The sequence below is a fragment of the Deltaproteobacteria bacterium genome, from assembly GCA_016709225.1.
GTDB classification, from domain to species: Bacteria; Myxococcota_A; Polyangia; order Nannocystales; family Nannocystaceae; genus Xiheibacterium; species Xiheibacterium phototrophicum.
Map to the genome: position 1 here is coordinate 1 of JADJEE010000004.1, position 12268 is coordinate 12268.

15 protein-coding genes are annotated in these 12268 nt (G+C 68.6%); all 15 read left to right on the forward strand.

Going from position 1 to position 12268, the window contains the following annotated elements; translation table 11 throughout:
• Positions 1–681, forward strand: a 681-nt coding sequence (locus IPH07_23625; protein MBK6920410.1) for a hypothetical protein, incomplete at its 5' end; no start/stop codon positions are given.
• 84 nt (positions 682–765) lie between these two features.
• Positions 766–1095 (forward strand): hypothetical protein, encoded by a 330-nt coding sequence (locus IPH07_23630; GenBank protein ID MBK6920411.1) that lies wholly within the window; start codon positions 766–768, stop codon positions 1093–1095.
• 9 nt (positions 1096–1104) lie between these two features.
• Positions 1105–2922 (forward strand): hypothetical protein, encoded by a 1818-nt coding sequence (locus tag IPH07_23635; protein ID MBK6920412.1) that lies wholly within the window; start codon positions 1105–1107, stop codon positions 2920–2922.
• Between the two features lie 29 nt (positions 2923–2951).
• Positions 2952–4919: a hypothetical protein gene (locus tag IPH07_23640; protein MBK6920413.1), complete on the forward strand. Its 1968-nt coding sequence runs from the start codon at positions 2952–2954 to the stop codon at positions 4917–4919.
• Positions 4855–5472: a hypothetical protein gene (locus IPH07_23645; protein ID MBK6920414.1), complete on the forward strand. Its 618-nt coding sequence runs from the start codon at positions 4855–4857 to the stop codon at positions 5470–5472. Before IPH07_23640 ends, IPH07_23645 begins: the two co-directional genes overlap by 65 nt.
• A 26-nt stretch (positions 5473–5498) precedes the next feature.
• Positions 5499–6371: a hypothetical protein gene (locus IPH07_23650; GenBank protein ID MBK6920415.1), complete on the forward strand. Its 873-nt coding sequence runs from the start codon at positions 5499–5501 to the stop codon at positions 6369–6371.
• A 138-nt stretch (positions 6372–6509) separates the two neighbouring features.
• Positions 6510–7034: a hypothetical protein gene (locus tag IPH07_23655; protein ID MBK6920416.1), complete on the forward strand. Its 525-nt coding sequence runs from the start codon at positions 6510–6512 to the stop codon at positions 7032–7034.
• Positions 7035–7037: 3 nt separating this feature from the next.
• Positions 7038–7292, forward strand: a complete 255-nt coding sequence (locus IPH07_23660; protein MBK6920417.1) for a hypothetical protein — start codon at positions 7038–7040, stop codon at positions 7290–7292.
• Between the two features lie 3 nt (positions 7293–7295).
• On the forward strand, positions 7296–8228 hold the full coding sequence (locus IPH07_23665; protein MBK6920418.1) for a hypothetical protein: 933 nt from the start codon (positions 7296–7298) through the stop codon (positions 8226–8228).
• A gap of 55 nt (positions 8229–8283) precedes the next feature.
• Positions 8284–8679 carry a hypothetical protein gene (locus tag IPH07_23670; protein MBK6920419.1) on the forward strand — a complete coding sequence of 132 codons (396 nt, stop codon included), beginning with the start codon at positions 8284–8286 and terminating at the stop codon, positions 8677–8679.
• 3 nt (positions 8680–8682) lie between these two features.
• A complete protein-coding gene (locus IPH07_23675; protein ID MBK6920420.1) occupies positions 8683–9951 on the forward strand; it encodes a hypothetical protein in 1269 nt (422 codons plus the stop codon).
• Positions 9951–10163 (forward strand): hypothetical protein, encoded by a 213-nt coding sequence (locus tag IPH07_23680; GenBank protein ID MBK6920421.1) that lies wholly within the window; start codon positions 9951–9953, stop codon positions 10161–10163. Before IPH07_23675 ends, IPH07_23680 begins: the two co-directional genes overlap by 1 nt.
• 175 nt (positions 10164–10338) lie before the next feature.
• A complete protein-coding gene (locus IPH07_23685) occupies positions 10339–10698 on the forward strand; it encodes a hypothetical protein (GenBank protein ID MBK6920422.1) in 360 nt (119 codons plus the stop codon).
• Positions 10629–11492, forward strand: coding sequence for a hypothetical protein (locus IPH07_23690; GenBank protein ID MBK6920423.1), 864 nt, complete (start codon positions 10629–10631; stop codon positions 11490–11492). Before IPH07_23685 ends, IPH07_23690 begins: the two co-directional genes overlap by 70 nt.
• 80 nt (positions 11493–11572) lie before the next feature.
• On the forward strand, positions 11573–12109 hold the full coding sequence (locus tag IPH07_23695; protein ID MBK6920424.1) for a hypothetical protein: 537 nt from the start codon (positions 11573–11575) through the stop codon (positions 12107–12109).
• The last annotated feature ends 159 nt before the right edge of the window (positions 12110–12268 follow it).

Here is a 12268-nt window from a genome sequence, read left to right on the forward strand (position 1 = left end):
ACGATTCCCCAAAGTTGCGCGCTGGTACAGAATGCGATTCGGCGCCCACCGTGCATTTACGCACATCGCCGAACGATGGCCACCCCCAAGAAGCCCAAGCGGTCCCCCAAGGCCCGCCCCGGACCCTCGTCGCCGGTGCCTGCGGGCAAAGACCCGGCCTGGCGGAGTGACGGTTGGCAGCCCGACTTCGACGCGGCGAGCCTCGCTGATTACGTCGCCGACGTCGTCCTCTCGGCGACGCGCGACGCCATCGAAGCAGGCAAGCACCCGAGCGGCACCGAACAGCGCGATCTGAATCCGAAGGGCCAGCGCGGGCGCAAGGCCGCGGCCGGCAAGCGCCCACCGTTCCGCGGCTGGACTGGCCGAAAGATGGCCCTGCCGCGAAAGCTCCGCCGCTCGAAGATGAAGGTCAAGGGCCTGACTCGAGCGAGCGGCCCGGTGCGCCGAGGCTACGCCGCGCCCACGGTCGGGTCCGCGACCGAGGCCAGCGTCACGATCAAGCCGCACTCGAAGCACAAGCTGTTCATCGGCCGCGAAGCCAAGCTCGGCGTCGAGTACTTCAGCGACGAAGGCGACATCGCGACCCTGGTGAAGACCGCGGTCGACTTCTGGATCTCGCGCGCGGTCGAGGGCGACCCGCCCGCGCCCGATCCGAGCGAGCGCGAAGCCGGCGATTCGTAACACCACAAGCCTGCGGCGGATGCCGCGGAAAGTTGAGACCGGATGGCCTCGACTATGATGCGCAAGCGGCCCAACGCGAAGGCGTTGCGGCTCGACCTCGACGACGCCCTCGGGGCGCTGTACGAGCTGGTGAATGATGGGACGGCGCAAGCCTCCCTCGACAATGCGACCGCGATGCTGCGGGTCTGGTCCCTGCGATTCCAAATCGCGAACCTGGCCCTCGACAACGCGGCGGACGACCACGAGACCCACGTCGCACGCCGTGCGATGAAAGAGGCGAGCGCCGAGCTCGGCGAGTGGGAGAAGCGCAAGTCGGTGGCCCAGACCGATCTGGTCAACGACCTGCTGATCCGCGACCGCGAACACAACGAGGAGCAGGAGGCGATCGCCGCGGCTGCCACGCAGCTGCAGTGAGGTCGCCCGATGCCGAGCTTCGACCAATGGAAGAAGGCCGCGCGCGCCGAGGCTGCGCGGCTGAGCCTCGAGACTAAGCGGCTCATCTGGATTCACCGGCCGATCTGGATTCACGATCGGACGCCCGACGACGAGCCGGGGACCTGCGAGTGCTGCAACTCGACCTCCGCGCGCTGCGTGGAGAAGATCGAGCACATCGACGTGCTCATCGATCGCCAGACCGGCGAGCGATGGGTCCGCGCGCAGCTCGTGGACAAGGCCGGCTTTGACGCGCTCGCGGCCAAGGCCCAGCGCATCGAGTGTCCGATTCGATGCTCGCGCAAGCAGCTGCGCGTCATCCTCGACCGAAAGCACCGCACCATCGGCGTGTTCGGTGGCGAGCGCGGTGGCAAGTCCACGATCGAGGCCGAATGGTTCTTCGATCGAATCCTCGAGCGCGGGGGCAAGGGCGCGAAGTTCTGGTGGGTCACGAAGACCCGCAAGAAGGCCCTCGCCGTCGGCCTCGGCAAGCTCGTCAAGGGCGAGCGGACGAACCGGTGGAACCGGCCGATCATCCCGCCCGAGCTCGTCGTCAGCTACCCGCGCGGCGTGCAGCACGACGTCCCGCTGGCGCTCGTCGACGGGACCGAGGTCTGGTTCCACCACGCGTCCAACCCCGACGCGGACAATCTCAAGGGCGAGCCCCCCGTCGCGATCGTGATGGACGAGGGCTGCACCGTCGACCACCAGGCGAACTGGACGCAATGCATCCTCCGCGTCACCGACGCGAACGGCCAGGTGCTCACCGCGACGACGCCGATCCTCGGCCACTACCTGCAGAAGGAAGTCCGCGAGGCCGGCACCAGCTACGACGATCTCGACCAGCTCGAGCCCGAAGCCGCGGCCGCGGTGAAGATCGTCTGGACCAGCCTTTCGCAGTACGACAACCCCTGGCTCTCGCTCGAGTCGATCGAGGAGGGGATCCAGGCGCTGAACGGCGACGAGCTCAAGATCCGCGCCCACGCTTATGGTGAGTGGATCGCGATCGGCCGCCAGCTGTGGCGCCACTTCGACGACGAGACGCACCTGCGCGAGGGCCCCTGGCACGACGTCAGCGGCTGGGGTCTGGTCAACATCACGAAGACCGCCGCCGGCCGATTCTTCCGCCGCACCTCAAGCGACCTGGTGCGCATCGGCGGGCAGGACTTCAACATCGATCCCAACAACCTCGTCATCGCCCAGATCGCGGTGCCGCGAGGGATGGACCAGGCGAATCGCAACAACTGGATCGTCTTCGTCCTCGACCACATCAGCAAGGGCCCGGCCACGATCCGCGAGTTCGCGACGTACCTGGCCAAGGACGCGCAGCGGATCCTGAAGCTGCCGCCCGACTACCTGCAGCGACTCGCCATCGCGTGTGACCCAAGCGGCGCGCACGCGAGCCCGCACGCGTCCCACGGCCTGCACGGTGCGTCGACGCTTGCCCGCGAGATGCAGCGGTGGGGCTTCGATTGCCGACCCTGCAACGTCAGCGAGAAGGGCCTCCCGGTCCTCCCCTCACAGATCGATTCCATCACGCTGCTCCACAAGCTGATGGCCGATCGAATCACCGCGCCCGACGGCACGGTGTGGCCTCGGCTCGTCGTGCACGGCTCGCGCTGCCCGGAGCTGGTGCACTCATTGAAGACGCAGCTCGCCTCGGCGCGCGGCGCCATCGAGAAGAAGTCCGGCACGTTGTCGGACGTGATCTCCGGTCCCACTGACGCGCTCCGGTACCTGGTCTGGGCAGTGCCGGGACAAGGCCCAGAGTTCACAAACCGCCGCAGCTCAAACTCGGTCACGCATTGATGGCAACCTCCGATCAGATTCAGGCGGGCATGTTCCCGCCGGAATACGCGCGCGCGTTGCTCGATCGCTGCGTCTTCGTGATGCGCAGCGACACGCGCAAGCGCCGGGCGTGGGACCGCTGGCTGATCTACACCGAGCAGCACACGTCCCTGATCCTCGACCGGATCACGTCGACGCAGAACGACGACGGTGTCCGCAACGAGATCGCGAAGTTCGTCGATCTGACGGTGAACCCCGGCCTCGACGTCACCCGGCAGACGTCGGTGTGCTGGCGACAGGGAGCGCGCCGGTCGATCGAGGGCGTCGACGACGACGCGCAGAAGGCTTTCCACGAACTCGTGCTCGAGTCGCGGATCGACGTCGTGGCGCCGAGCTGGAATCGCATCGGCGCCCTCGTCGGCGCGCTCCTGGTCGTGCCCGCGGTCCGCAAGCAACGGCTCGCCTGGGACACGCTGCTGCCGACCTTCACCGAGGTCGAGCCCGACCCGGACGACTACTACGGCACCCCACTGGCCGCGGCCTGGACCCTGCGCTCCGAGTGTGAGCAGCCCGAGGACGCGGTCGCGGTCTACCTCGACGACCAGGCGTGGCGCACGTACCGGCTCGCCGACGCGCCGGTGCCGGCCGGGCTGTACGGCGCGGCCAAGCCCCAGGAGTTCATCGAGGCGCTGCCGCCCGTCGAGCACGGCCTCGGCTACTTCCCCGGCGTCCCGCTGCGCTTCGCGGAGGTCTTCGACGGCGACTGGTACGGATCGCCGTACCTGAATCAGCGGCTCGTCGACGCGACCGTCTCGATCGGCGTGCTGAATGCCGCGCTCGGCTTCACGCGCAAGGCGCAGAACAAGCGCCTGCTGACGCTGATCGGTGACCTCGGTGGCTTCCCCGACGGGCAGTCACTGGACCCCGAGGTCCCGTTCGTCGCAGACGTTCCCGCGGGCGCTGGCGTGCCGCCGACGATCCAGGCGATCGACTTCGACACGAACCCCGACAACTTCATCAAGCACGCGAGCTGGATCTACCGAAACATCGCGAGCGCGTACGGCGGCCAGGTCGAGTCGGATGACACCGGCGCAGGTACGCGGTTGGTGTTCTCGCCCGAGACGTTGACCGAGATCCGCAACGAGCAGATTCCCCACGCCCGCGAGTTCGAGCGGATGCTGTGGGCGACCGCGGTGGACATGTGCCGCGCGATGAACCACCCGCTCGCCGATCGCCTGCCGACGCGCGACGAGGTGCTCGCCGGATTCCGAATCGACTTCGGCAAGCTGTCGCGCAAGTTCTCCGACCCGAGCGCCGAGCAAGCATGGGTCGATTGGCTGCTGTCGAAGGGCGCGACCGATCAGCTCGAGATCCTGCGCGCGCAGGGGAACACGACCCTCGACGATGAGCAGCTGCAGGAGCTGATCGAGAAGCGCCTCGAGGTGCAGGCCTGGTTCAACGACGTGGTCACCACGCGGAACCTGTCGATGACGCCCGGCGGTGTCGCGACCGCGGCCCAGGCATTCGGCGCGACCGGGACCGCAGTGCGAGACGGGACCCCGGTCACCGTTGCAGCGCGGGTCCCCGTCGAGGGCGCGGCCCCGGATGCGTCCAACGTCGATGCGTCGCAGCCCGATGGCGCCGACCCGGCGATGCACGACGCACCGCCGGCCGATGCTCCGCCGTCGAGTGATGCACCGCCGGCCGATGTGCAGGCGAGCGCGCTGAACGGTGCGCAGATCACCAGCTTCATGCAACTCGCGGCCGCGTTCGCGGGCGGGACGCTGCCCCTCGAGCTCGGCGAACGGTTCCTCCCGATCGCGTTCCCGGGATCGGTCAAGGACGAGGCGGCCGCGCGCCGCCTCCTCGAACCGCTGCGCGGATTCAAGGTGCCGTCGCAGCCCAACCCGAACGCTGGTGCGGATGCGCCGGCAGCCAAGGCGGATGCCAACAATGTCGGAAGCGATCGAAACCCCGGAGCACGAAACCCTGGAGATCGAAACCCCCAAGGTGGATGATCGCAAGGCGGCGTATGCCGAACGCGACGCCGCGAAGAAGCGGGCCCGCGAAGCCGAGCGCCGCGCTGAGGAGCTCGCCGCCAAGCTGGCCGAGCACGAGGCGATCAAGGCCGCCGAGGCCGAGGAGCTGGCCCGCAAGAAGAACGATTTCGCCGCCATCGAAGCGAAGCTGAAGGCGGCCCTCGAGAAGGAAAAGGCGGAGAAGGCGGAAGCCCTTTCCGCGATCGCGGCGCGAGACCGCCGCGAGCGTGAGGCCGCACTGGTGGATGCCGTCGCGGCGAAGCTCGGGTTCTCGAATCGGACCGTGCTCAAGGGCGTGCTCAAGGAGCTTGCCGAGCAGGGTGTCGACACGGCCCCCGAGTCACTCGACAGCGCGGCGGATGTCGCGAAGCAGGTACGCGAGGCACTGGGCGATCTGATCCCCGCAAAGAGCGGAGGCAGCCCCGGCACGCCAGGCGTGAATCACTCCACCAAGAAGCCGGGCGAAGCGCCTGGTGCGGATCCCCGAGTCGAGCGCGTTCGCGAGGTCGCGAAGCGCATGTCGTCGCGGTGATCAAGACCGAAACGAGAACCTGACCAATGGCCGCACTCTCCACTGCAATCACCGCCACCGACATCGAGGAGCTCATCGAGACGGAGCTCATCGACGCGTTCGTCGCTGGCTTCGAGTACCCCGTCGGCGTCGGCCTGTCCGTCGCGCAGCGCAAGCCCGGCAAGGGCAACATCCCCGTCCGGTTCCCGCGCTGGAACGAGCTCGATCTCTCGGGCATCGGCACCAGCCACACCGAGACGAACAACGCGGTCGACGTCGAGATGGACACGACCGAGTCGTCGATCACCCCGGCGATGCAGATCTTCCGCATGCCCTTCTCCGACGAGTCGGGTGTCGCGAGCGACGGCAAGGTCCCCGCGCAGGCGATCGCCGAGGCGCTCAAGGCCCTGGCGAACCACATGGACATCAACATCCTCGCGGCCTCGACCTCGGCGACCCTGCAGACCGGCGCCGTCACCACGTCGCTGACCCTTCAGGGCCTGCGCTCGGCGCTGACCTACGCGGCGGCGCAGAACCTCCCGACCAGCATGCTGGACATCGCGCTGAGCAACAGCGCGGCCGGCTCGCTGTGGGAGTCGATGGGCAGCACCGGTGCCACCTACGCGCTGTCGGCCGACGATCTGCAGCGCTTCGGCGTGCAGTCCGGGTTCCAGGGCAAGCTGCTCGGGCAGAACGTCTGGCAGTCGAACAACATCGCGACGGACTCGACCGGCTACAGCTGCTTCATGGTGCCCAGCGGGATGAGCTCGCTCGGCGTCGTGGTGCAGGAGATGCCGAACCTCCGGCCGACCCGCGGTGACGATGCCGAGTCGCGAGCGACCTCGTACGTGGTCGTGCGCGCGTGGTGGGGCGCGTCGATCATCAACCCGCGCCAGTTCATCGAGCTGCTCACCGCGTAGCTCTCCGAGTCGCTCGCGCCTCTCTGCGCGGCCGCTTCGCCCCGGCGATACGGGGCACCCTATCCACCACCCCGAATGGCCACCGCGTGCATCAGGACGATGCGCGCGGCCCTCACGTGCTCGAAAGGCACCACCACCATGCAGATTCTCCCCGATGTCCCCGCGCACCAGTTCGACCCGAGCCAGCCGCTGCTGACCACGTTCGTGGTCCTCGGTCCCGGCCACGCCGATTCGCGAGCAGGCTTCCACGCCGGCCGCATCAAGGCGGTGCGATTCGGTCCGAATGTCGCGTCCCCTCTCCTGCTCGTCGAGCCGATCACCCGCGGCGGGCGAATGACGGGTGTGCAGGGCGTGAGCCTCACGGCCAAGGAGGTCGCGAAGGGCACGATGTTCCTGCGGGACATGTACGCCGCCGAGGGTCGCCTCGCCGATTACGATCGGTACGTGGCCCGCGAGCGCGCCATCCATTCCGGGATGCGCGTCGAGCCGCTCGCCGAGGACGACCCGCGCCTGCCCGCGAAGCTGCGCGAGTGGGTCCGTGCCCGCGGCGTGAAGGACACCTTCGTGTGGGACGCTGACGATCCCGCACCGTCCGCCCCCGAGGCGGCAGAGAAGCCGGTTCGCCGGCGCGCGGCGAGCGATTCGCCCGCGGGAGGTGCATAGCTCGTGGCCGACGAGCTCAACTGGCGACGGGCCTATCAGGAGGCCATCGCCCGCGAGCGGGAGCAGCTGCAGACGTGGCGATCCGATCCGTACTGTCCGCCGTTCCAGCGGCGGCAGTACCTGCCCGGCCTGCAGCGCTCGCGCTCGATCTTCGATCTGACCGACGCCGAGATCGAGAGCATCGCCCGATACGCGGCCGAGGTCGCGGTCAACGAGGCGATCCACAAGCACGGCCACGAGCGCCTGCTCGAGGACTGACCCATGCAGCACCGCGTGATCTACAACGAGGGGGCCCAGACGCTCCGCCACGTCCCTGTGGATCGACGCGGTCACGTCGTCGCGGTCGGCTCGGCCACGTACACGCTGGTCGACCTGCGCGAGACCACCACGTCGGGCGACCGCGTGCTCGCGTCCGGGTCCGCGACCGTGGGCGCGGTCAGCACCCTGCTCACCACCGCGGCTGGCGCGGGCGTGGCCGACCCAACCCTGGTCGCGGTCACCTCCGCGACCGGCATCACCGCCGGGCACACCTACGCGATCCAGGCCATCGACGGGCGCACCGAGTCCTTCGTGGTCGAGCGCGTGTCCGGGCTGAACGTCTACCTTGCCCACGAGCTCGTCGGCGACTACACGACCGCGGACAGCGTCGTCAGCGTCGAAATCACGGCCAGCTTCCCGTCGACGCCAGCCGCGGACGAGACGTCGCTGTGGGACGGCGGCGGGCCGTACCAGATCACGTGGGAGTACACGATCGGGGACCAGCTCTACCTCGTCCCCGAGATCATCTGGCTGACGCGCTACAGCGTGCAGCCCTTCGTCACGCCGCACGACGTGCTGCTCGCCTACCCCACCCTCGGGTCGCGCGCGCGGCTGCGGGCGACGATCGACGACGCGATCGCGGCGGCGACCCAGGACTACGTCGCCGAATGCGAGTCCGCGTCCAAGGACCCGACGCTGTTCCGCGCGACCGCGCTGTCGAAGGTCGCGGTCCGCGAGCGCGCGATCGCCTACGTGCTCGACTGGTGTGGCGAAGCAGAGCCGGCGCAGAAGCACGAGGACGCGTGGCGGCGGTACATGAACCAGATCCTCGTCGGCGTGCCGAAGACCGGCTCGGTCACGGTCTCGCGCAACGACGATACCGCGGCCGCCGGCACCACGCGCCGCCAGCAGCAGCGATTCATCCGCCGCTCGTAGGCCCATGCAGACCACGACCCCACGTCTGATCCGCGCCGACTTTTCGACGCAGATCATGGCCATCGAGCCGTTGCATCCCGACCACCAGACGTCGCGCTTTCGGCCCGTGCGATCGGTGTCGAATGTCCGCGGCCCCGAGCTGCGGAACTTCCACCTCGAGATCCCCGAGCCTGCGCAGCCCGTCGAGGGCGGCATCTACGGCAGCGGCGTGGAGTTCCTCTTCACGCTGCACGTCTGGGTCTGCTACGGCCACCTGTCGGAGGAGGATGACGATTCGATCATCACGACCGACGGCGCTCAGATCTGGGATTCACTGCAGTCGCGCTACGACCCCGCGCTGCCCGGATTGATCAGTGTCGAACCGACGGGGTGGATCGCTGGAGACGACGACAGCGACGGCCACCGATGGGGCGCGCACACTTTCGAGGTTCGATACCTCCAGGACGTTTGATCGATGACCACCTCGACGAAGCCCTCACTCCTCGCATTCTTCCAGGAATCCACCCAGGGCACGGGTCCAGCCAACGGCGCGGCGTGGGTGTCGAGCGGCGTCCGCATCCGTCACGTCGGTGACTCGGTCGACGTCTCGGGCATCGAGCAGGCCGTGGTCGAGGACGAGCGCTCCCAGGAGGGCATCTTCGACGTCGAATACTCGGTCAAGGGCCTGCGGAATACGTCCTTCCCGATGTCGCTGTACATGACCGGCAGCGGCGCGACCACGGCGCAGGACGACACGATCGCCGAGACCCCGCTGATGACCGTGCTCGAGCACGCGCTCGGTGGCATGCACCTGAGCAACTCGACGGTGCTGGCCGGCGGCGGGCACACGACCACCGTGATCAACGTCGACGATGCGACGAACATCGTCGAGGGCTGTCTGATTCAGGTCCAGGACGCGACCGACGGCACGATCGCGGTGCGACGCGTCCTCGATGTGTCGACCCTCGCGGTCACCCTCGACGAGGCGCTCCCGTTCACCCCGGCCGACGCCGACGTGGTGCCCGCGATGGCGACCTTCTACGTCGACGAGACCGTCCTCGTGGACTCGTCCGCGGGCCCGACCACGCTGTCGTGGCTGATCCAGAAGGGCCTCGCTGCGGCGCTCGAGAACTTCGAGCTCAACGGCTGCAAGTCGGAACTGAAGTCGATCGCGCTGACGCGTGGTGGTCTGCCGACGCTCTCGTTCGACACGATGGTCGCGAGCTTCGATCCGCCCGGCACCGCGCCGTCGCCCACGTGGAGCTCCGACCCGATCGGCAATGCGCCGGTCAGCATCGGCCCCGACACGGTGATCACGTACCAGACGCAGGGCACGACCACGATCAACCCGATCCACGTGTCCGAGTTCTCGGTCGAGGTCGGCGTCCCGGTCGTGTCGGTCGACACGAACACCGAGGTCGAGGACGGCATGGAGGGCCGGCAGGGATACAGCACGCAGCCGGCCGACACCATGATCACGCTGAACGTGGTCCCCTTCGGCAGCTCGGCGTGGACGCAGTTCGCCGCGGACACGTTCCGCCGCCTGCGATTCTACAAGCGCGCGGCGCCCGGCCAGGTCTTCGCGGTGCACTTCTCGCGCTGCGAGATCAAGCCCCCGAAGCGCGGCGCCGCGGGCCCGGTGTCGAGCACCCAGATCATGCTGCGCGCCCACAAGGACGCGGCGAACTCCGGGGCGGCGAACGCCCAGATGTGGCGCTCCAAGATCCTGCTCGGGATCGGCTGATGCCCGACTACTACGACCCGCCCGACGACTACGTCGGGCCGCGCGTCACGGTCTCGCTGACGCGCAAGCCTCGGCCGTGCCGACGCTGTGACGCGTCGGGCGTGGTCTCCGATCGTGACGGGCGCGGCGTGTATTGCCCGGAGTGCAACGGCACGACCGTGGCCAATCCACCGCGCGAGCGCATGCGCATGAACTGGGGGAGGACGAAATGAGCAGCCAGCCGAAGTGCCCGCATTGTGGGCAGACCATCGAGCCGCCCCCGGGGATCCCAGATCCGCCGTACGACGATTCGCAGGATCACGTGAAATGCGACGACTGCCGCGGCAGCGGGCGCGATCCGGTGAACCCCGCCGACCGCTGCCCCATCTGCGAAGGGAGTGGATGGCTATGACGCGCGCGCAAGCCATCGCCGAGGCTCGGCGCTTTGCCGAGGACACGATCCACCGCGTCGTCGACGGCGTCGTCGGCATCGTCGACAAGGCCATCGAGGTGCGCCGGCTCGAGCCCATGCGGTTCGCGCTGTACCACTACAAGATGAAGCTCTGGCGCCTGGCGCAGGGCAAGAAAGTCGCGCGGGCTGGCATCGCAAATGGGAGCAACGCTACCGCGCGAAGGCGTGGGCGCTGGACCAGACGATGGCCGAGAAGTGCTTCTCCTGCATGGACACGGTGTAGCCGATGCCCGTCACCGCCATCGATCTCGACGACGGGCTCGCGTCCCTTCTCGCGGGCGATCTGTCTGCGCTGAATATCGACGTCGTCGCACCGACGACGCCGTCGCCTGTCAACTTCGGCGAGGCCGCACGCGCTGCTCTGCAGGCCCTGATCACGCGCGCGAGCGGGATCATCTACGACGTGGACTTCTCCACGCTCGCGAACAACACGCTCGCGAACGGCACGGAGACGATCGATAGCCTGAGCTGGACCGCGGCGAACATGGGCAGTCTCGGCACCGCCGCAGTGCAGGCCGGCACCGGGATCCGCGGCTCGGCGGGGACCAGCCTCGGTGCCGCGACGACGTTCACCAGTGCGTCGCAGGTGGCCCCGCACATCTATCTCCCGCTCTCGTCGATTCCGAACTACGACCCGCGGCGCAGGCTGATCGTCGAGGCGTACGTCCCGACGCGCACGCTCGAGTCCAACGGCGAAGGCGTGTTCATCGGGCTGTTCGGCCCCGCGTCGAGTCCGAACTCGTCGAGCGCCGCGCGCGTGCGCTGGGTCGGCAAGTTCAACAACAGCGGCACCGAGGTGCTGCGCACGACTACGACCACGACCGCGCAGAACTCGACGGACGCACGCACGACGCACGACGTGATCGGCTTCGAGCTGAACGCGGCCGGCATCGGCAGCGCTTGGTCCGGCGTGTACGCCAGCGGCTTCCCGCGCGCGGTGTCGGTCGGCATGCCGTTCGTGTCGCTCGCCGGCGTGGTCGATCCGTTCAACAGCGACGGCGTGCGCTTGGTGCTCGGCTGGGCCGTGGCCAACGACGCGTCGCCGACCACGACCGCGGTCTTTCAGCGCCTGCGCATTCGCCAGGCCTGACCCTCGCCCTTATCGCTTGGATTGTCTCTCGCCCGCGCCGGCCGGGTCCCTTTCGCCGGCACTTCTCCCCCGAGGACCCAATGCTCAAGCGACCCCCGCAGCACCGCGTCGACGCGCCTATCGTATTCGTGCACCCCGAGGATGAGGCGTGGGACCTCGAGCGCGTGCACGCCGAGCAGCTGGCGATGTCCGCCCGCGACGAAGACCCGCGCATGCACCCGGTCGCGCGCTATCAGGGTGGCTGGACGCGGTACGACCTCGACGCCGCGGGCACGGTCGACGGCCGCGTCGCGACGGCGCGCGAGTACCTCGACGAATCGAAGCAGCCCACGATGTGGAAGCTGCGGCGATTGTCGTGGGATCAGTGGTACGAGGTGCTGCCGTTGTGGGAGCGCGCCGTCCGTGACGGCGAGCGCCCGGTCAAGGCGTACTTGCGGGCCTGCGTGATCGGGATCGAGAAGGTCGAGAGCGGCCCGACCCTCGACCTCGCCGCGGGCCGCCTGACCACCGACGACATGGCGCGCCTGCACGCGATCCACCCCGAGCTCCCGCTCGTGATCGGCGAGGCGGTCTACACCGCCAACATGCCGCTGACGGAGTCCGAGGGAAAGCGCTGAGGCTGCGCGCCTGGTCGATGGCCGTCAGCGGTGGCGAGACCGCGACCTTGGCCGAGACCTATCCGTGTCGCAGCTGGTGCGGCCTGGGTACGACGCAGCCACAGAATGACCAGCGTCGCGACTTCCGGTGCGCGCTGCCCGGGTTCGACGAATCGCGGT